Raw genomic sequence first — 20,547 nt, 5'->3', positions numbered from 1 at the left:
ATATGGGAGGTGCGGTAACATTGAGCTATCAGCAATATGGAATTAGTCCACAACTGGTGGAGCGGATTAAATTGAAAATGAAAAATCGTGCGCTTAAGGAGCGGGTTAAGCAGCAGATCGAAGGCGTGACCAAGGCGGACCTGCAAAACAAAGCCAAGGTACGTCAACTTGTGAAGTCCACTTCCGCTATTTTGAACGAGCGGCTGACGGCTGCACAGGAAGAACAATTGACGGCATTCGTACTGGCGCAAAAAATCGATCCGTCTAATACGTTCCATCTGATTAAGCTGTGGGGGATGTTTCGTTAACCGCACATACGTAGGATGTCTCTAAAATCTCTTTGAATGCTCGATGCTCATCCAAGCTGGAAAAAGGATTGCCTGATGTCAGGCGGTCCTTTTTTGCTTGCATCTCTACTTCCCAATTGTTCTCTGTTCAGCATAGTATTCCGTAGCCTTCGCTCGTATTTAATTCCCCGGGTAATAGACTGCGTGTTAATAGAAAGATTTTATTTGTAATGACCGCCAATTTTGATGGATCGCCCCAGAGCCTGCCCGGCGTTTGTTAACGATGATGCACGCATGATGATCGCCTGACCATATCGATCCTTTAAAGTGTCTGTAACTTTTTCCAAAGCTCGGGATCGTTCCTGATCTTCAAAAAAGTCCAGCTGGTACAACTGATCATCCATCAGGCCACTTAAGGTGACACCCACGCGCTTCACAGGCATATGGTTCCAAAAAGTATAAAAGATTTTTTTCACGGTTTCATATATCTTTTCGGTACGGTTTGTAGGATCGGGCAGCTTCATCTGGCGGGAAAATCCGGTCGGTGCCTCGTATGGACTGCATATACAATGAACGGTCACAACCGAGCCCATATATCCTTTGCGACGGGAGTCTCGGCATACCTCTTCTGTCAACTCAAGCAGGATAGTTTCCACCTCCGCAGACTGGACATAATCCCGGGGCAGGGTCATCATATGGCCGATGGATTTTGGGGGCGTATCCAATGTTTCCGGCTTGACGGGACTGTGATCCAGACCGTTAGCAGTTCGCCATAAAACCTCCGCCTGAATATCTGACTGCTTGCCGAAGTGAGACCGGAATTTGTCCTGAAGCCGGGGCAAGGGAGTGCGAGCGACGTCTCCAATGGTGTGCAGCCCAAGCCTCTCCAAATGTCGTTCCATACGCGAGCCAACACCGAACATACAGCGAATCGGCTGAGACCACAGTAGCGCTGCAATATCGGATGGAGGAAGGGCAAAAATGCCGCTTTCGTTCTTCTTGGCCCATATATCTGTCGCCATTTTAGCGAGCATTTTATTGGAACTGATGCCGATCCGAATCCATACCCCTGTCTGTGCCATTACTTTTTGTTGAATTTCACTTGCGATACTCACCGGATCTCCGAACAGGGAGAGGCTTCCGGTTATGTCCAAAAACTGCTCATCAATACTGAAAACCTCAACCAAATCCGTATACTCGTTATAAATTTCTGTTATTTTTAATGAGACGTCGATATAATGTTGCATGCGCGGGCGTACAATGGTAAGGTCAGGACATTTTTTTATAGCTTCCCCCAGACGCTCTGCTGTAGATATACCGTATTTTTTAGCAAGCGGACACGCAGCCAAGATAATGCCTGAACGCAGCGAAGGGTCACCAGCAACGACTAGCGGCTTATGCTGGTATGCGGGATTGTCGGCCTTCTCAATACTGGTATAAAAGCTTTGGCAGTCTGCTAAAAATATAGTTTTTTTTCCGCGTTTGTTCAATATCACAACCTCCTCTCCAGATGTATGCTGATCGTCTTTCCAAAATATTCTTGAATGTAAATTCATATAGTAGTATTATACACAGAACAAGTGTTCTTAATCCAAATGTATTTTCTGGAACGTTATAGTTTACGGAAAACCTAACATGGCGTATCATATTATCTTGAACGAAAGCATGTGGTAATGAATGCATATTGAGGGGAGAAAACCATTTTTATGAACCCAAAACGTCGACCATCATCTCAAAAACGCAGCAGGTGGCGTATTTTTGGCAGAGTTTTGCTGATTAATATCAAGTGGTTCTCGCTAGCGGGCGTACTTGGGGTCCTATTTGCCGGAGGTCTTATATCCGGTTATGTGGCAGCGCTGGTTCATGATGAGCCTGTGCGATCACGCCAGTTGATATATGAAAAGGTAAACGAGAACGCTCTGACCAGCTTTGTATTTTTTAATGACCAGGTAACCCCGGTTGGACGAATGCGCATGGAGGAGGATCGGCAGCTCGTGGATTTGAAGGATGTTCCCCAATCCATTGTAGATGCCCTTATTTCAACAGAAGACAGCCAATTTTATGAGCATCAGGGTGTTGATCTAAAAGGGACGGCTCGCGCCGTCAAACAGAAGCTTCTGAACGAGAATCGCCAAACAGGCGGCAGCACACTGACACAGCAGGTAGCCCGGCGAGTTTTCCTCAGTCTGGATAAGACGGACAGCCGCAAGGTAAAGGAGATGCTGCTCGCACTGCGTATGGAGCGTTTTATGAGTAAGGATAAAATATTAACGGCATACTTGAACAAAATGCCGTTTGGCAATGGCTCCGCAGGCTACAATTTGTATGGGATCAAGTCGGCTTCGTTAGGGATTTTTAATGTAAGTGATCTACATAAGCTTCATATTGCTCAAGCGGCTTATTTGGCCGGTCTTCCACAATTGCCATCTGTTTATTCAGCTTTTGACGGTAAAGGGAAGTTTGATGAAGAAGGCTTCAACAAAGCTATCGAGCGCCAGCATGTCGTGCTGGGAAGAATGCTGGCAACAGGTAAAATCACACTAATGGAATATAACGAGGGACTTCAATTTGATATTAAAGCTACTCTTGCACCACATCGCGAGAAAAGCTACAACACATTCCCTTATTTGATGCTGGAGACGGAACGGGAGGCCACTCGGTTGTTGGCGCTCCAGGAAAATCCGGATATTACAACAGCTGAGATTTCCAAACCTGAGCATGCTGAACTCCTTCAAAATACACGGGAAGAGCTGCAACGGTCCGGTTATCGGATTTATACAACGATAAATAAGAAAGTTTATAACAATATGAGACAGATTGCAGCCAATCCGCAAAACTTTTCTCCATACAGTAAGCAGAAGGGACTGGAACAGATTGCTGCCATCATGATTGATCATAAAACGGGGTCTATACTCGGTATGATCGAGGGCAGGGACTTTAATACTGAGCAAATGAACTATGCAACCCAGATGACGCGTCAGCCCGGTTCCGCCATGAAGCCTATTGCAGCTTATTTGCCTGCTTTGGAAAAAGGCTACACTCAGCCTGCTGGTCTTATTGATGATTCTCAAATTGTATTGAAAGACGGACGTAAAGGCTATCATATCCCTAAAAATTATAACAAACGGTACGAAGGACTGATGACAGCCCGCGAAGCACTCAATCGGTCGATCAACATTCCTGCGCTGAGATTGTTTTTATATGAAGTTAAAATTCCAAATGCCTGGAATTTTGTGCGTTCCCTTGGGATTACAACGATTCAGCCGCAGGATGAACATGCTCAGACAGGCGTTCTGGGTGGGCTGAGTAAGGGAGTATCTGTCAAGGAACTGACAGCGGCATATGGTACGATTCCCAATATGGGCGTATACACTGAACCCCATTTGATCAGTAAAATTACGGATGCCGACGGCAAGATCGTATATGAATTCAAACCGCAGGCGAAGCGTGTATATTCCCAGCAAACCGCGTTTTTGATGACAGATATGCTCAAAACGGTTATATCGGACCCTAGGGGTACAGGCAAACGTATGCAAAATGCTTTTAAAAGCTATGGTACCATTGATATTGCTGGCAAGACCGGTACGACACAAAACTTTGGCGATGTATGGTTCATGGGCTATACCCCGGATGTTACACTCGGCGTCTGGGCAGGTCACCGTCAACAGGCTAACACGCTATCTCAAGAAGGGCACTCCAGAGCACAATCGGTGTGGGCGCTTATCATGAATGAGGCGGTCAAGGATCAGCCCCAGCTTTTCAAAAATAAGCATTTTAAACAGCCGGAAGGTGTTGTAAAAGTTACGGTCTCCAGCCTTACAGGTAAGCTGCCGGGAAGTTATTCCCGCCAATCCGGTCAACTTGTGACAGACTGGTTTAACCAAAAATACGTGCCAACGGAAGTTGGGAGGGAGCAACGAACACGTTCGTCGATACCTGCCGTACCTTCCAAATCGGATACAAAGGATAAAGCAACTCCGGAGAAACAAGAACCTGTAACGGATCAGAGGGGAATTATACCAGAAGAAACAGTACCTTCTGATTTTGGCACAGAATTTGATACGAATGGTGAGAGTAATGATTTGCCACCAGCAGATAGTTCGCAGCCATCTGTTGAAAATAGGCAGGAGCCTCCTTCTGAACCAGAAACCCAGAATGAAGCTCCAGAAAATAAACCCAGCGAAGCTATTCATAACGAAACACCTGATCAGCCGAAAAACTAAACCAAAGGGAGCGGCCTAATTCAAAATGCCGTTCCCGACAATATTGACGGTGACCTGTGGGTGAAAACGAACATTAGGGTACTCGTTATTCCACTCCAGACTTTTCCACAAGGTCGGGTGATGGGCAATCAATTGTCTGCCGATGCCAAAGGCATCACAACCGCTTTTTTGAAGCGTATGGATAATTTCCTCCGCATCCTGGGTCATGATTTCCGAAAGCTGGCGGTTCAGGCGCATGATATTATCCTTATCCTGAGTATGATCCCGCGCGTATTCAACAACATCTACAGGGAGCTTCAGGTTGAGGTACACATCAATTTGACCATCGCGTCCAACTTTCACTATAAGCTGGCGTTTGATGTTTCGAATATGAGCCTGATAGGTAATAAAGTTTTGCAAATCACTCGCAGGTCCCGAGTGAACCCTTTTTACAAAGCGCGCTGTATCCTTCCATTTCCCGGTCATCAGGACATAAAGCACCCCTTGCTCGTCGTTAAGGGTTCCTGTAAATCTTTGTCCGTGAAACAAGGCAAGCCCTCGTGCTACGATGTCTTCTCCATCTTTGGAGAGATAGGGGAGAACAAAGTCCTGTCCTGGATCAAGCATAGGGGGAAGCAGTGTTTCTAGCGTCACTTCGGGAAATACGCACATTTCCTCCAGGCTTCGGATTTTTTTCGTTATAAATTCGCCGATTAAGAGACTGCCTACACTTTTCTTGTTCATTAATTCTCCAGCAGATCCTTCTACTATAGCTACCTTTACATGTGAGGTTGGATGATCCGGCTCCCGATACAGGACATCCAGATATGGATACAAATCTTTTTGGGCCAAGCTTGTGCCATACAAAGTAACCCCATATTTAAAGTAACGGATATCTCCTGTTACTTTGGCTCGGATTTTGTCTGTACTTTGCCGGACGGAATTTCCGGTGCCTGAATGAATTTCATTGGTGCTTTTCCCTTGGTTATTTCCAGAGTCGTCTACAATTTCGAGTGTTTGCAGCAATATGCCTTCTGGAGTAAGATCGTAGGCCGAAGCATTTGCCAGCCGGGCATCCTTCAAGCTGTCCTGATCCCAGCAGCCAGTCATAAAAATGAGTAGAGCCAGCATACCAAGTGCTCTCCTCTTTTTTTTCATGTTCCGGGCTCCTCCTTTTTGTTGAATATATACGATAGAATCAGCAACAGCAGAGGTAGTGCAATCAGGAAAAAATAAGCCGAATTGTTGGCAATTGTACCGACGAGGTCAAAATCCTCTCTTTTTTGAGGGATGCAGGCAATAATGCATGAGACGAATACTACGAAAGGAACGGCTTGTTTGTGGTTTTTCTTCTTGAACAAATAGCCTAGTCCATAGGACGCTGCATAATAATAACCGCTTATGGAGCCAAAGATTGAAATTAACCAGATGGGCAGGAAAATAAAATCAACCCGGTCCATCGTTCCCAGCGGAATAGATCTGAGCAGGTAAATGACAGGCTCCGGCATCAAATCAAGCTGCTGGGGGCTAAATACACTTGTACAGGTTAATATGGTAAAACCATACAACAGAACCACGACCCCGTTAGCTAGCAGGAGCGACTTGAGCTTCCCTTTACTTTTGCCCTCGACCATGGGAAAGACCACGAGGATGAATTCAAAGCCGAACATGGCTAGAAGCGTTTCTTTGGAGCCTATAATAATATGAGGCCATCCAGCCTCAGTCAAAGGCAGCAGATAGAGCAGATTGGCCTGTTTTATTCCATAACTGATTAAAAACATCATCGGTACGATCAGGAAGGAGATTAAAACAAGCACTCGGGCAATTGTCCTCAAATTTTCGCGAACTAAATAGATGCTGCTGAACAGAATCAGAGCCAATATAGCCCAACGTGGGGTTTTTTGCAGCATCCAGCGATTAATGACGTCATAGGCGCTCACAAGAACCGAAGTTCCCATAAGTAAGTAGTATATAATGTAAGCTACCGTCAAAATTTTACCCATCCAGGAACCAGTAATCCGAGTGAGGATTTGGTAAATGGAGGAGGAGGGAAAACGTCTTAACAGGAGCCAGCACATTAAAATGATAAGCTGGATCAAAATGCCTCCAATAATGACGGATATCCAGCCCCCTCCCTTGGATGACAAATGCATCTGATAAGGAAGTGATAGAATATCCACGCCAATCTCAAACTTGATAATCAAAAAAAACAATTGACCCTGTGTAATTGTACTTTCTTTATTCACGACGTTTCCAGCTCCTAGAGTAGTTCTGCTGCTTCATTTTTTTGGGGCGGGAATCATGCGGCCGCTGTTGTAGTGTCCAAATGGGAAAGCGAATAAAAACATCCTTCATATCGCCAAGCCGGAAAGGTGCCAGAGGAGCAAAATAAGGTGAACCAAATGTTTCCAGCTTGCAAAGGTGAATAAGGAGAATAAGCATCCCGAAGGCAATGCCAATATATCCGAACAAGGCTGCAGCAATCATCATTGGAAAACGGAGAATGCGGACAGCTGAGCTCATTTCATGGGAAGGTACCAAAAAAGAAGAGATAGCTGTTAACGAAACGACAATAATCATGGTGTATGACACGAGACCTGCTCGAACGATAGCATCCCCGATAACCAGACCGCCAACGATGCCTATTGTTTGGCCCACTCGGCTGGGCAGACGAATCCCGGCTTCCCGTAGCACCTCAAAAATCACTTCAAGCAACATCGCCTCCACAATGGCGGGAAATGGAACATTTTCCAACGATTTTTTGATCGTATGTGCCAGCTCCAGTGGCAGAATGGCTGAGTGAAAGGAAATCGTTGCAATGTAAATAGCGGGCAGTGTAAAAGCAATCAGAAAGCTCATCATTCGGATCATTCTCAGAAAGGAACTAATAATCCAGCGACCGTTATAATCATCTGGGCTTTGATAAAATGCAAAAAAGGAGACGGGAGCGATTAAGGCAGTAGGACTGCCTTCGGCCAAAATAGTTACTCGTCCTTCCATTAAATTAGCGGCTACCCGATCTGGACGTTCTGTGCTGAGTTGCTGAGGGAACAGGGAAAAGGGATTGTCCTCCGTGAATTCCTGAATAAAACCGGGAGGTAGTACCAGATCGGAGGAGATGGCTTGTATTCTTTTTTCCACTTCCTCCACTAGCTCAGGATTGGCCAAGTCTTGCATATACATGATAGCGACTTTGGTCCGGGTTTTAGATCCGACATAAAAGTAGCGCACAATCAGCGATGTGCTGATGATTTGTTTGCGAATAAGATTCAGATTGACGGACAACTGCTCAATAAATCCATTGTGCGGCCCGCGGATAATTCCCTCGTTCTCCGGCTCATCCGTACTACGGGCGTATGTTTTTTCCGAGGAAAGGATATAAAATTCTTCTGCGCCATCCACCATTAAAATGGAGTATCCCTCAATAAGCGAATCAGCGGCATTTCGGAGGTCGGTGTCCTTTTGGCTGTTCAGGGTGGTAAACATTTGGTGAGGGCCAGAATCGGTTTTATTATATAATGTGGCCAGAATATGCGTCTGAATGATCTCCTGATCCACGAGTGAGTCTATATAGAGAAGAATGCCATCTTTCCCGTCAACAGAAATAGACTGTTTTTTTAAATCATCCGTATAAAAAAGGGCTTGCTCGATAAAGGAAATATTCTTGTTCAGTTCAAAGGAAGCTGGGTTATGTTCAGTCAAGAAAACACCTTCTTTTTGGATGAGATAAGCATAATGTGTGCCAAATGGATTGGATTTATCCATGATCTGGCGACCTATCCATATCCCGCATCATGTTTCACCTCACGTCAATCGAATGAAATGGTCAAGCGCTGCTGGAGTAAATTCCCGCAGGTGGAGATGAGGCTGGGAAATCTGATGTCGATTCCTTATATGGACGGACCTTTGACTTTGTAGTCAGCAGTTATGCCCTGCATCATCTGACAGATGAACAAAAAACATGGCTGCAAAAGCTAAGCACAGGCAATCCAGCTGCTTTTACTGCTGCGCAGGCGCTGCAAATGGCTACAGTCAATGGAGCCAAGCTGCTAAACCTTGAGTACGAAACCGGCACGCTTGAGGTGGGGAAAAAGGCAGATATCATTCTGATAGATATGCAAAAGCCGCATTTACAGTCAATACACCAGATAGAGTCACTGCTTGCTTACAGTGTAAACGGTGCAGATGTCGATACGACTATTGTGAATGGACGTGTATTAATGCGAGGAAGACATTTGTTAACGATAGACGAGAAAGAGGTGCTCACACAAGCAACGGTACGCGGAAACCGCATCGTACAAGGATTGTAAACGAGATTACACAGTCGAGTGGCTTTGTGTCACATCAATTCCTAAATAATGTCCCAATTCTCGTCGAACCTCGCTACGTGCAAAGGAGGAAAGCATGAAAAACCGCTTTTGGTAGCCACGGCATACATACAGAACCTCCACGCCTTCGTGATTCCGGGTTTCCTTGTATATTTTAACTCCCTGCCTTTTCATTCGCGCCTTTGTCTCCGCCAATTGAACAGCTACACGCTGTTGCACCCCGGTCAGACTGCGAACGTATAGATCGGGCATTTTTAAGGCAGAGGCATTCAGAATGCGAATGTCCCGTTCCAGCACATCCAGCACGAGGGTCAGAAGTACACAAGTTTTGATCAGCCTTGCGTCTTCCTCGGAAGGCAGTGGGGCCTTATTCTTGTTGTCCAGTATCTTTTTCATAAGAAATCTCCTTTACTCATAGCAGGAATACAATTATAATCAGCATACAGAACAAATGTTCTTTTTATACCTCATCATAGAAATTATTCCTTTGCCAAAGCAATCATCAATTATTGGAAAGAAAGAAGGTATACATATTGTCACGCTCTTTATATGCGGCGCTATTGCTGCTAAGCCTCATTTGGGGTGGATCGTTTTTGTTTATCAAGGTATTATTGCTTCATCACGTAGGGCCTTGGACTATTGTATTTCTTCGTTCCAGCTTTGGCCTCATTTTTATTGTTTTGTTGATGCTGCTCATGCGCAAGCCATTTAAATTCAGAAGTATTCCATGGAAATCGGTTATTCTCGTAGCTCTGGTGAACATGGTTTTGCCATGGGCCTTGATTAGTTTTAGCGAGACCAGAATTGCTAGCAGCATGGCTTCCGTATTGAATGCCACCACGCCAATCTGGACCATGTTGGTTGGACTTGTCTTGTTCGGAGCTAACTTTCATCGAATGCAGTGGTTTGGAATGGGACTCGCTTTTGTAGGAATCGTTATTTTACTGGGTATTAATCCTGTATCCATTATTTCTGTCGACCCCGTCGGCTTTGGATGTATGCTGCTTGCGACTCTCTGCTATGGCTTCGGAACGCAGTTGTCCAAGCGGTTTTTATCCAATCTGTCGATGTATCAGGCAACCTTTGCGACACTATTGGGTGCGATGGCAGGGGGCGGCATCATGACGGCAATGGTGGATCGACCTGATCTGTCGGTCGTCTTCAGCCCTGGTGTGTTGGGTTCCCTTATAGGGCTGGGGGTTTTGGGATCGGGAGTAGCGTATATTTTGTTCAATTATATGATTTTGCGGGGAAGTCCGGAATTTGCCTCCTCGGTGACTTATTTTGTACCGGTGAGCGCTATTGTATGGGGCTTTTTGCTTCTGAATGAACACATCGGCTGGAACGTTCTGACCGGGCTGCTCCTTATACTCGGAGGGGTGTTTATGGCCAACCAACGCAGAACAGCCAAATTAGCCGGGGAGTATCACTGAACAACCTGCATAAACCATGCCATAAGCACATTGTATGTGCATCCGCCAAACCTTCGGTATAATGCGGTTATTCGCACATACAATAAAGCATGCTCACGCATAAAATAAAAATATGGTGCGGCATAAAAAGCAAGCTGTTTAGCAGGTGGTAAGGTGTGGTATAATAAATAATAGAATTACATGTACCACAGAAATGTCGGAGTTTTATTCCACAAAAGAAAGGATCAGGATACCATGTGTCCCCGAAGGATACTTCCCCAAAGGACGATTTGGAAACGATTTGATCTGTCTTATACTTAGCTTTTCCGCGGAGTAACGTCAAGTTGCGAAAGCCAACTCTGCGGAAGAGGGGATTGTACATGCGAAGGACCAAGTCCTCCAGGCACATCTTACCCGGTAGCTTCCGTAAGAGTGGGTTCATCCACATCAAACTTACGAGAAACCGAGGGAGCCTGTATGAGGAAAACTTACGAATCTATCGTGAACAATGGAGCATTAAGGCAGATTGCTGTCATGCTGCTCGGAACATGCATTTTAGCTTTTACGTATTATCACATCAATGCTCAAAATCATTTGTCAGAAGGCGGATTTGCAGGCTTGGCCCTGCTGGGACATTACGCATTTGGCGTGTCTCCGGCTTGGAGTATGCTACTGCTCGATATCCCTGTCATATTGCTGGCCTGGGTACTGAAGGGCAGAAGATTCATGCTGCTGGCATTGATCGGGGCGGTCGCCTTTTCCCTGTTTTATGCAGGATTTGAAAAGTATTCGACGCTGGTTATAGATCTGCACGGCAACTTGCTGGTAGCGGCTCTGCTTTGCGGAGTGCTTACAGGCTTGGGTGCCGGAATCGTATTGCGATTTGGTGGAGCAACCGGGGGCGATGATATTTTGTCCCTGCTGCTCAGCGAGTGGCGCGGATGGAAAATCGGTAACGTGTTTATCGTCAGTGACATCATTGTATTGGGATTATCGCTGTTGTATCTGCCTGTGAAGGAAACAATGTTTACCATACTGGCTGTGTGGCTCGCCGGAAAAATAATTACATGGACGACAACGTTCCAACTACACCGACCTGTGAAAAAGGTACTGCCTGCGGCTATTCCAGCCCAAAAGGTAGTTGCCAATACAGTGCCGGTCGTCCACAGCCTTCGTCAATAAGGAAAGGGTGTTACGTTAGAAGAGAAATCTTCCTGCGTGACATCCTTTCGCTGTATCCAGGCTTCAGCAGGAGGGCTTTAAAGTAGAATGAATGCGTCCGTTTTGGTCATGAATAATCGCCGAAATCTACTGTTGGTTTACTAATTTTTGAGCCTCGTTCACCGCTTCATTTTTGAGCCGGAAAGTGGAAGCAGGTTTATCATGCCCTTCTTCCTTAATAGCCCAGCCATACTCATGTGGCACGACATGAATAGGCTCCTGAGGCTCCGAAGAAGCAGAATGCTTGTTTTTCCCGTTTCTGCTTGAATGTTGTTGCTCATGTTTTTTCTGTTTCCCGTCTCGTCCAGTGGGGTGGTTATCGTCCCATTCCTCGGCTTGAGAGGTTGCAATCGCAATGGAACGTCCTTCTTCGTAGCAGTCACGAAGTAGTGCGTTAGCAATATCAACGGCTGTTTCTCGCACACGCGGCTCCAGATTTTTCATAGATGGGGGGGGAATCATGTTTGGTCCAAGGCATACCCAACACTCCTTATAGCAGATGATGTAGTATGTATTACCCGCTGTCCGCTTAAACAAACGGAAATCAAAGAAATGAATATATTGTAAAATGTATTTGGAGAAAAAGCGTATAATGGTGTGCAGAATACCTGAAAAGGAGTGGAGCAATTGCTTGCCTGGAGTTTCGTCTTTATGCTAACCATCATTATACATACTACAGACAGTTTGACCTATGCCCTCCGTCTTGGCGGTTTGCGAGCACGTCGAATTGGATTGGCTTTAACCGTAGCGGGCATGCTGCTGTTGGTTTCGCGCACCTCCAATATGGCGCAGGGACCTTTACTGGGAGGTATGGTCGATCAGGCGAAGGCTGCCATACGAGCGGGTGGGGCTAATGTTAGGCTGGAGCTGTACATGCACGGGGTTCTACTGGCAGCAACCGTGGGGACCATGATCGCTATTATTTTGTATCCGACCGTGGTACGCATGTCGGCCAGATGGATTGTGCATCTGGAGCATACTGGCTCTATTCCTGCACTGGTGCGTCATTTAATGGTGCACAACCGCTGGAAGCATGCAGGCTACTACATGAAGCGTCCAACCGGGTCCATGCTCACCTCGCTGTTCAGGGGAGCGATCCCCAAGCGCCTGATTACCCTGAATATGACTGTGACCGCGATATATACGACTGGAGTGGTGTCTGCTTTATACGCATCTTTCCTGTGGCCCGCTCAAGGGACGGCAATGTCGATGTCATCAGGTCTAATCAATGGTATGGCAACGGTGCTGCTGACCCTGCTAATTGATCCCAGATTGGCAGTATTGTCTGAAAAAACGCTGCGTGGGGAGCTGCCCTTGAACCGTATGAATAGCATGTACGGCTGGATGATCATCTCGCGTTTGGGAGGCACGTTGCTTGCACAGTTGCTGTTGGTGCCGCTCGCATTCTGGCTTGGGTGGATTATGGGCTGACGGGAAATACATATACTGATTTTAATTCCAAAAAGGCTGACCCGAGGTCATCTGCGAAAGATGATTTCCGGGCCAGCCTAAAATTTTTTTGAAGTCTATTTACTTTTCAAATAGTGACTTATAGGCTCCATAGCCTTCACGTTCCAAGTCTTCCTGAGGTACAAAACGGAGAGCGGCGGAATTAATACAATAGCGCAGGCCATCTGGACCCGGACCATCATCAAATACGTGTCCCAAATGGGAGTCGGCTTCGCGACTGCGGACCTCGGTACGAATCATAAAGTGGCTGAGGTCTGTTTTTTCTTTGACATTATAGCTGCGTAACGGACGAGTGAAGCTGGGCCACCCACACCCTGCATCATATTTGTCGAGCGAGCTGAACAAAGGCTCTCCCGAAACAATGTCCACATAAATGCCTTCACCCTCATGGTCCCAAAACTCATTTTGAAAAGGGCGCTCAGTCGCGTTTTTTTGTGTTACTTCATATTGAATAGGTGTCAGTCGCTCTTTCAAATTAGATTTATCGATTTTGCCCGACCAATTTTGCTCAATAAAATCTTCACGTCCGGAGCCTTTGCGGTAGCGCTTGTAATGGGAGGGATTCTTCTTATGATAGTCCTGATGATATTCTTCCGCTTCATAAAAGGTTGCCGCAGGCAGAATCGGTGTAGCAATAGGCTTGTCAAAACGGCCGCTTTCACCCAGCGCTTTTTTGGAAGCCTCTGCCTTGATTCTTTGTTCTTCGTTATGATAGAAAATAGCTGTTTGGTAGGATGAGCCTCTATCGTGGAATTGTCCATCTTCATCCGTCGGATCAATCTGTTGCCAGAACAGCTCTAATAATTTTTCATATGGGAAGATTTGCGTATCAAATGTAATCTGTACGGCTTCTACATGTCCCGTTGTTTCGGAACATACCTCTTCATAGGTCGGGTTTTCCGTATGTCCTCCTGTGTAACCGGATCTTACCTTTACAATGCCGGGCAGTTCCTCGAAGGGGGAAACCATGCACCAGAAGCAGCCGCCTGCAAAAGTTGCCTTCTCCACGGTGTTTGGATTGTTGGTGCTCATTATTTGTCACTCCATTCTGAGAAAGTTTCAATTAGTTGTTATTTAAATAGCTTACAATTAAATTATATACGACATGTTCGCAAAATCCAATGGAACGACAGAAACAAACCAGCTTTGCAAATTTCTCTGAACTAAAAGCCATCACCAACCTACATCCTTACAGATCCAGCGGAAAGGCTCAACAGAAGCTATGATTTATGGACACGTTGAATTCTTTTGCGATAAAGCACAAAGCCTCCGCCCACCAGTGCTGTATACAGCAGCAAAATGAGCAATCCAGTCACAGGATGTTCTGCAATAGTCCCGCCTGCATAAGCGTATACCGCAATTGCAGGAAGCTTGCCAATGGCCGTACCCAGCATAAAGCTCCAGAACGGAAAGCCTGCGACCCCGGCATATACATTCACCGCTGCCTGCGGGATGATCGGAATCAGGCGGGCCAACAGCACAGCAGCAAAAGGTTCTTGCTCCATGACCCGGTTCAAGCGCTCCAACGCTTGAATTCGTTCCAGATAAGCCCGTCCTTTGTCACGGAAGAGAATACGGACCGCGCTGTAAACGGCCAGCGCAGCGAATGTAGTGCCAAGCCAGCAGATCAGAGCGCCTTGCCAGGCACCTGCTGCATAAGCAATGGAAGCGATAATCAGCTTGTAAGGTACAAATGGAATTAACGCGAACAGAAACGCGAGCAGCAGCAGAGCCGGAAAAGAGGTTTGCTTGTTCGCCCAGGCGAGCCAATCATTTTTGTAGATAAACGCGATGCAGAGCAGCGAAACATAAGCCGCAGCGAGTAGCCATTTTTTCATTTACATACCTCTTTCAATATCCCTGTTCGGCTTGTCGCTTATACAGAAAAAAATAGGGTTCACATTCCCAATAATGTGTGCTATACTGCCACTAATAGAATAGTTCCCAAAGGGGAGTAGCTCAACGAGTAAAGTCGTCATTACGGGATTTTAAAATCCCCGGCTTTATTGGCAACGTAATGTTGTAAGCGAGACCTTTGCCAGGATTTTTGGAATCCGGGTAATGGTCTTTTTTTGATGCTAAATTTGGGTCAAGCGCCGTTTCCGGATTCCGTGAAATGGCGCTTTTTTAGTATAAAGCGCAGAACTAAGTACAGTATAACAAATAAATAAAGAAGGTGGGAGAAACGTATGGATTTTTTGTCAATTGAGTTTTTAACCGCACTATTGTCAATCATTATCATTGATTTGGTGCTGGCTGGTGACAATGCGATTGTGATTGGTCTTGCAGCTCGCAATGTAGAGAAGGCCAATCAAAAAAAGGTCATTATTTGGGGGACGGTCGGCGCGGTCGTCATTCGTGTTATTGCTACGGTGCTGGTCACATACTTACTGCAAATTTACGGCTTGCGTTTAATCGGGGGGCTCGCGCTCATCTACATTGCTTACAAGCTGCTAATTGAGGAGAAAAAGCATGAAATCTCTGCAACCAATCAAATGTGGGCCGCGATTCGTACCATTATTATTGCCGACACCATGATGGGGCTCGACAATGTACTTGCCGTTGCGGGAGCAGCTCATGGAAATATGCTGCTTGTTATTTTGGGACTGGCGATTTCCGTTCCGATTATGGTGTGGGGCAGTACAATTATTTTGAAGCTGACCGAACGCTTCCCGATAGTCATTACAATTGGAGCTGCTGTACTGGCCTATACTGCTGCCAAAATGGTAGTGGCCGAGCCGCTGATTGCACATTGGTTTACGAATGGGGTAGTCAAATACGGATTTGAAGCTCTAGTCGTTGTTCTGATTGTAGCCATTGGAATGCGTGTTAAAAAAATAAAAAGTGAAAAAACAAGAAAACAAGCGCTGCACGCCTAAGCTAAGCACACTGAAATCATCGTAGCTGAAGCTTGGACGCTCATGCATAGAGGCTGTTCCGTCAGGTCTAACTGGATCGGGGGCAGCCTCTTTTCTTTGCTTGTCAGCGGACTTCCATGTAAACTAGACAACAGAAGAAATGAGTCATCAGAGGTGGGTATGATATGAATAAGCAAACGAAAACAAGAGTGGCTATTGCAGGTCTGGGCGGTATTGCCCGCAAAGTGTATTTGCCGCTGTTGACTGCGCACGAAGGTGTAGATATTGTAGGTGTCATGAACCGTTCGCAGGAGCCGGTTAGTTCCATTATGGAGCAGTACAGGCTGCCAAGAGGAACGACGGATGTGAAGGAAATGCTGGCATGGGAGCCGGAGGCTGTATTCATACATGCTGCGACCGAAGCCCATTTTGATCTGGTTATGGCGTGTATTGAAAAAGGTGTTGCGGTGTATGTGGATAAACCGCTGTCCTATGATGTGCGTCAAAATCTGGAAATGACCGCGTTTGCGGAGGCACAGGCTGTGTTGCTGGCGGTCGGCTTTAACCGACGTTTTGCCCCGCATTATGTAGCTGCTAAAGCGTGGCTGGAGGAAGCAGGCGGTTTCAGCCAATGCGCGGCGATCAAGCATCGGACTGGATATGATCGGAGACCTGCGGCACAGACGGTTTATGATGATTTGATTCATATGCTCGATCTGCTTTTGTGGCTGGGAGGCGATGATTATGAGCTGATGCATAGCAGTTTGGACACGACGAGTGAAGGATATATGAACGTTGCTATCGGGTCGGTACGTTTGGGAAGTGCCTCTGGAAGCTACAGTATGAACAGACAGGCAGGGGCTGACATGGAGAGACTGGAGATGCATGGGGCAGGTCGTTCCGTCGAGGTGACCAACATGGAACAGGCTATTTTTATGCAAAAAAATAAACCGCCATTGTCACAACCATACGGAAGTTGGGACACAACCCTGGAAAGACGGGGATTCACTGGAGTGGTGAATCATTTTCTGGAGCATATTTATCGTCCAGAGGAGTGCAGTGTCCGTGCTGGTGGAGTGCTGGAAAGCCATATGTTGGCGGACGAGCTCATTAGCCGTTTGAATGACTAAATATAGAAGGAAAGACAGCCATCAAGGCAGTCCAGACATCGAGAAATAGATTGAAGGAGAAATGAGCGAATGGAAGAGCACAACCGCGGTAAACAACTAGAAGAGGCTATCATTGAAAATTATAAGCAGGAAGAGGATATGATGATCCTTGTGTTTGCGCAATGGTGCATCAATCACGGGCTGGAGCCAGAGGAACTGTATCGTGTAGCTTATCCGCAGCAGGATAGCAATGAGCGTCTGCTGCGAGTACGCAAGCTGACTGTATCGCGTGAAGAAGCGGGGAATATTCCGCTGGACACAGTGTTGGGAGTGCTGTCCATGTTCGGAAATGAGGACTTGGCGATGGTCGTATCTGAAGCGGCTGCCAAGCTTCCGACGGAACGGAAATAAGGTCTCCAGCTGCATGTACTCAGGACGTTGTTTGAAAGAGAGGGTAAGCCGATGATGGAAGGTATAACCGCACCAAACACCTGTAAAGGGTGTGAAAGGGACATCGCTATTTCGGAAGAGCAAATTACCAGAATTATAAACAACTTGAGGCCCGGAATGGAATGTGTGACCAATGATGTGTACGAGGCCAGACTGTTAGCCTGCTCGCAATGTGATGAGTTATTGGGTGGACATACGTGCAGGATCAGCGGAAGTATTGTCCGTGTACGCGCACTGGCAGTCAATCAAAATTGTCCCGGCCATAGTGGCTCTCGCTGGCAAGGGACATCCTTGAAATAAATAGGCTCAGAGTCCACTAAACATGCGGCTGTTTCAATAATTAAAGCTAATCTGGCTAGTTACTTCATTATGTGATATTTTTATTTGAGGCTTTCTTTGTTCATCTAAAGCCCGGGATCACGAGTTAAAATGGTCTTACTATGGTCTGCCTTGAGGGCAGACTTTTTGGTTTGGGTGGAGATATGGCTTAACGTTTGACAAATAGAAGTTAATAAAATATATTAAAAATGTAAAACGTTTTTATTTAATTATTAATATTTTTATTATCTATCCAAGCTGTTACTTTGGATCATTGTAAACGTTCAGATGGAAAAGAGAACAGGTAGAAGCCATTTTTTTAATCTATGAAAGCGCAATCATTGGAGTGTATAGTCTGATGAACTTTACTATTTTTAAGGAGGGCTTGTCATGAAGGGTTCTATTGTTGTGCATACAGACTGGGAGCAAGGCGTTATTAATAAAAATATTTACGGACAATTTGCCGAGCATCTTGGACGATGTATTTACGAAGGTTTGTGGGTTGGACAGGATTCTCCGATTCCAAATACGGACGGGATTCGCGATGATGTGGTAGAAGCGCTCAAAAAGCTGAACATTCCTGTACTGCGCTGGCCAGGTGGCTGTTTTGCCGATGAATATCATTGGAAGGACGGCATCGGTCCAAAGGAAAATCGCAAAAGAATGGTCAACACGCATTGGGGCGGTGTGGTTGAAAATAATCATTTTGGCACCCATGAGTTTTTCCAATTGTGCGAGCTGTTAGAGGCTGAGCCTTATATTTGCGGGAATGTTGGCAGTGGCACGGTGCAGGAAATGTCGGAGTGGGTAGAATACATGACCTTTGATGGAGAGTCCCCAATGGCTGCATGGCGGCAGGAAAACGGACGTGAGCAGCCATGGAAGCTTAAATATTTTGGCGTAGGTAACGAAAACTGGGGCTGTGGCGGCAATATGCGTCCGGAATATTATGCCGATCTGTATCGTCGTTATCAGACATATGTCCGCAACTATGGTGATAACCGTATCTACCGGATTGCGGGCGGGGCCAATGTGGACGATTATCGTTGGACCGAAGTGCTGATGCGTGAAGCCGGGCATCTTATGGATGGCTTGAGTCTGCATAACTACACGGTCCCGGGTACCTGGGAAGCGAAAGGGCAAGCACTCGGTTTTGATGAAACGGAATGGTTTGAGACGATGAAAAAATCATTACGTATGGATGAATTGATTACACGCCATTCTGCTATTATGGACCAATATGATCCTGGTAAACGGGTAGGAATGATTGTAGATGAATGGGGGACCTGGTTCATGACCGAGCCGGGTACCAATCCGGGCTTCCTGTATCAGCAAAATACGATGCGCGATGCGCTGGTAGCCGGACTGCACCTGCACATTTTCCACGATCATCATGACCGTGTACAAATGACGAATATTGCTCAAATGGTCAACGTTTTGCAGGCTATGGTTCTGACCGAAGGACCTGCTATGTTACTGACGCCGACCTACCATGTATTTGAAATGTTCAAGGTGCATCAGGATGCACAAGCGCTGGCTACCCATGTAACCGTAGGCAATTATGAATATGATGGTGATTCCATTCCACAGGTGAGTGTGTCCGCTTCCAAGGTGCAGGACGGAACTATTCATGTGAGTTTGTGCAATGTCCATCCGGGCGAGGTGGCTTCCTTGAATATGGAGCTGAGAGGGCTGGAAAACGTTAAGCAAATTAGCGGCGTTGTGCTCGCCAGTGACGATATGCAGGCACACAATACCTTTGACCAGCCGGAGCGTGTAAAAACGGAAAACTTCACGTCCTTCCAGCAGAAAGGTCAGAGCTTGGATGTTACACTGCCACCGATGTCGGTAGTGATGCTGACGATTGCACCGTAAATATTTTGTGAACTCAGAAGAAGTATGATTTTGAAAGTCGGAACAAAACAAAACCTTGATGGAGCTAAGGAAGGCTCTCTCAAGGTTTTAGTTTTACCAATACTACAATTGCTCGCGGTGAATCCCTCTGAATTCCTTGGGCGACATGCCGAAGCGGGAACGAAATACGCGGTGAAAATACGTATAGTTTGCAAAACCGGACGATTCGGCTGCCTGTTCCAAAGACATGGGACTGAAAATAATGCGCTCCCTCGCCATGTTGAGCCTGATATCCAGTGTGTACTGCATAATACTCGTATTAAATGTTTCTTTGAACAGATGTACAGCTCTGGATACGCTGATGCCGATGTGTGAGGACACGTCATCCAGCTTAAAATTGGAAGAAGCATTTTCTTCAATATAGTTTTTAATTTGATAAGCGAGATAACTATGATGGGTGGAAGTCGGATGCTCGGACAGCATACGGTCAAACTCCAGGCAAAGAATACGCATGTAATAGCTTGATATTTCCGGATAAGGATTAGAAATACGCCGCTGCTCCATCACAAGCTGCCGAAATAGGCCAAGCAGTGCTTCGGTAAGCTGGACCTTGATGCGGTTGGGCCGTTTGTGATGGTGCCACCACTCATCTACCCAGGAGCCTCCAAAAAAAATGTGATAATCTCCGCTCTCCACGACCTGTTCCCCCATGGGATTTAACTCACTGTGAATGTCCAGCTCGTAAGGCTCGGTCGGATTGAACAGCAGCAGGTCACCCGCCTCAATCCGTGTCATTTCCCCGTTAATGCGGGCCTGGCAGCGTCCGTCTGTTTGTAGACGAAACAAATAATTTTTGATCCCTTCAGGCTGGTTCGAATAAAAGGGCTTGCGATGGAAGGAATAGCCTGCGGTAAGAACCTGACAAGGCTCGACGATAGACATGATGATGACTCCTTTGGGCATATGGCTGCTTCAAATATTGACCAGATTGTTCATGTTTTAATCATATTATTCATTTTAAACGAAACGGAAATAGAA

At 46.2% G+C, this 20,547-nt stretch carries 21 protein-coding genes; 12 read left to right on the top strand and 9 right to left on the bottom strand.

Features of this window, described 5'->3' with window-relative positions:
• Positions 1-20: 20 nt before the first annotated feature.
• Positions 21-308, top strand: a complete 288-nt coding sequence (locus C1I60_RS21910) for a stage VI sporulation protein F (RefSeq protein WP_014282284.1) — start codon at positions 21-23, stop codon at positions 306-308.
• Between the two features lie 200 nt (positions 309-508).
• On the opposite strand, the gene C1I60_RS21905 is transcribed toward C1I60_RS21910, so the two are convergent.
• Positions 509-1,777: a DNA polymerase IV gene (locus C1I60_RS21905; protein WP_137063608.1), complete on the bottom strand. Its 1,269-nt coding sequence runs from the start codon at positions 1,775-1,777 to the stop codon at positions 509-511.
• 216 nt (positions 1,778-1,993) lie between these two features.
• Between C1I60_RS21905 and C1I60_RS21900 the strand changes: the two genes are divergently transcribed.
• Positions 1,994-4,510, top strand: a complete 2,517-nt coding sequence (locus C1I60_RS21900) for a transglycosylase domain-containing protein (protein ID WP_137063607.1) — start codon at positions 1,994-1,996, stop codon at positions 4,508-4,510.
• A 15-nt stretch (positions 4,511-4,525) separates the two neighbouring features.
• Here C1I60_RS21900 and C1I60_RS21895 read toward each other — a convergent pair whose 3' ends face one another.
• From C1I60_RS21895 to C1I60_RS21885, 3 genes are read right to left on the bottom strand one after another with little or no spacing between them, the layout of a single operon-like run.
• Positions 4,526-5,647 carry a Ger(x)C family spore germination protein gene (locus tag C1I60_RS21895; protein WP_137063606.1) on the bottom strand — a complete coding sequence of 374 codons (1,122 nt, stop codon included), beginning with the start codon at positions 5,645-5,647 and terminating at the stop codon, positions 4,526-4,528.
• Positions 5,644-6,735, bottom strand: a complete 1,092-nt coding sequence (locus C1I60_RS21890; RefSeq protein WP_137063605.1) for a GerAB/ArcD/ProY family transporter — start codon at positions 6,733-6,735, stop codon at positions 5,644-5,646. The genes C1I60_RS21895 and C1I60_RS21890 overlap by 4 nt, the downstream gene beginning before the upstream one ends.
• Positions 6,728-8,191, bottom strand: a complete 1,464-nt coding sequence (locus C1I60_RS21885) for a spore germination protein (RefSeq protein WP_137063604.1) — start codon at positions 8,189-8,191, stop codon at positions 6,728-6,730. The genes C1I60_RS21890 and C1I60_RS21885 overlap by 8 nt, the downstream gene beginning before the upstream one ends.
• On the opposite strand from C1I60_RS21885, the gene C1I60_RS26480 reads away from it, so the two are divergent.
• Complete coding sequence (locus C1I60_RS26480; protein WP_212734497.1) at positions 8,180-8,407, top strand: hypothetical protein; 228 nt, start codon at positions 8,180-8,182, stop codon at positions 8,405-8,407. The genes C1I60_RS21885 and C1I60_RS26480 overlap by 12 nt on opposite strands.
• Positions 8,335-8,799 carry an amidohydrolase family protein gene (locus C1I60_RS21875; RefSeq protein WP_434784428.1) on the top strand — a complete coding sequence of 155 codons (465 nt, stop codon included), beginning with the start codon at positions 8,335-8,337 and terminating at the stop codon, positions 8,797-8,799. The genes C1I60_RS26480 and C1I60_RS21875 overlap by 73 nt, the downstream gene beginning before the upstream one ends.
• Positions 8,800-8,805: 6 nt before the next feature.
• Here C1I60_RS21875 and C1I60_RS21870 read toward each other — a convergent pair whose 3' ends face one another.
• Entirely contained in the window at positions 8,806-9,213 is a 408-nt protein-coding gene (locus tag C1I60_RS21870) for a YhjD family protein (RefSeq protein ID WP_137063603.1), read from the bottom strand.
• Between the two features lie 137 nt (positions 9,214-9,350).
• On the opposite strand from C1I60_RS21870, the gene C1I60_RS21865 reads away from it, so the two are divergent.
• Both C1I60_RS21865 and C1I60_RS21860 read left to right on the top strand, forming a co-directional pair.
• Positions 9,351-10,250, top strand: coding sequence for a DMT family transporter (locus C1I60_RS21865; RefSeq protein ID WP_137063602.1), 900 nt, complete (start codon positions 9,351-9,353; stop codon positions 10,248-10,250).
• Between the two features lie 456 nt (positions 10,251-10,706).
• Positions 10,707-11,411 carry a YitT family protein gene (locus C1I60_RS21860; protein ID WP_137063601.1) on the top strand — a complete coding sequence of 235 codons (705 nt, stop codon included), beginning with the start codon at positions 10,707-10,709 and terminating at the stop codon, positions 11,409-11,411.
• Positions 11,412-11,537: 126 nt separating this feature from the next.
• Here C1I60_RS21860 and C1I60_RS21855 read toward each other — a convergent pair whose 3' ends face one another.
• The gene (locus C1I60_RS21855) at positions 11,538-11,894 is read right to left on the bottom strand and encodes a DUF2188 domain-containing protein (RefSeq protein WP_252361823.1); all 357 of its coding nucleotides are present in this window, start codon (positions 11,892-11,894) and stop codon (positions 11,538-11,540) included.
• Positions 11,895-12,077: 183 nt separating this feature from the next.
• Between C1I60_RS21855 and C1I60_RS21850 the strand changes: the two genes are divergently transcribed.
• The gene (locus C1I60_RS21850) at positions 12,078-12,881 is read left to right on the top strand and encodes a lipid II flippase Amj family protein (protein ID WP_137063600.1); all 804 of its coding nucleotides are present in this window, start codon (positions 12,078-12,080) and stop codon (positions 12,879-12,881) included.
• Between the two features lie 99 nt (positions 12,882-12,980).
• On the opposite strand, the gene msrA is transcribed toward C1I60_RS21850, so the two are convergent.
• The gene (gene msrA / locus C1I60_RS21845; RefSeq protein WP_137063599.1) at positions 12,981-13,952 is read right to left on the bottom strand and encodes a peptide-methionine (S)-S-oxide reductase MsrA; all 972 of its coding nucleotides are present in this window, start codon (positions 13,950-13,952) and stop codon (positions 12,981-12,983) included.
• A 188-nt stretch (positions 13,953-14,140) separates the two neighbouring features.
• Positions 14,141-14,758, bottom strand: a complete 618-nt coding sequence (locus tag C1I60_RS21840) for a TVP38/TMEM64 family protein (protein ID WP_137063598.1) — start codon at positions 14,756-14,758, stop codon at positions 14,141-14,143.
• Between the two features lie 351 nt (positions 14,759-15,109).
• Here C1I60_RS21840 and C1I60_RS21835 point away from each other — a divergent pair, with 351 nt between their 5' ends.
• The 5 genes from C1I60_RS21835 (at position 15,110) to C1I60_RS21815 (ending at position 19,530) form a co-directional block, all read left to right on the top strand.
• On the top strand, positions 15,110-15,799 hold the full coding sequence (locus tag C1I60_RS21835) for a TerC family protein (protein WP_137063597.1): 690 nt from the start codon (positions 15,110-15,112) through the stop codon (positions 15,797-15,799).
• A gap of 164 nt (positions 15,800-15,963) precedes the next feature.
• The gene (locus C1I60_RS21830) at positions 15,964-16,908 is read left to right on the top strand and encodes a Gfo/Idh/MocA family protein (protein ID WP_137063596.1); all 945 of its coding nucleotides are present in this window, start codon (positions 15,964-15,966) and stop codon (positions 16,906-16,908) included.
• Positions 16,909-16,977: 69 nt separating this feature from the next.
• Positions 16,978-17,298: a protein YxiS gene (gene yxiS, locus C1I60_RS21825; protein WP_137063595.1), complete on the top strand. Its 321-nt coding sequence runs from the start codon at positions 16,978-16,980 to the stop codon at positions 17,296-17,298.
• Positions 17,299-17,352: 54 nt separating this feature from the next.
• Positions 17,353-17,637 (top strand): DUF6171 family protein, encoded by a 285-nt coding sequence (locus C1I60_RS21820; protein WP_137063882.1) that lies wholly within the window; start codon positions 17,353-17,355, stop codon positions 17,635-17,637.
• A gap of 408 nt (positions 17,638-18,045) precedes the next feature.
• Complete coding sequence (locus tag C1I60_RS21815; RefSeq protein ID WP_137063594.1) at positions 18,046-19,530, top strand: alpha-N-arabinofuranosidase; 1,485 nt, start codon at positions 18,046-18,048, stop codon at positions 19,528-19,530.
• A 102-nt stretch (positions 19,531-19,632) separates the two neighbouring features.
• Here C1I60_RS21815 and C1I60_RS21810 read toward each other — a convergent pair whose 3' ends face one another.
• The gene (locus C1I60_RS21810) at positions 19,633-20,451 is read right to left on the bottom strand and encodes an AraC family transcriptional regulator (protein WP_137063593.1); all 819 of its coding nucleotides are present in this window, start codon (positions 20,449-20,451) and stop codon (positions 19,633-19,635) included.
• Positions 20,452-20,547 lie beyond the last annotated feature (96 nt).

Origin of the sequence: Paenibacillus terrae (genome assembly GCF_005217525.1) — a bacterium.
Lineage (GTDB): Bacteria > Bacillota > Bacilli > Paenibacillales > Paenibacillaceae > Paenibacillus > Paenibacillus terrae_C.
This window is presented reverse-complemented; position numbering and strand designations above follow the sequence as displayed.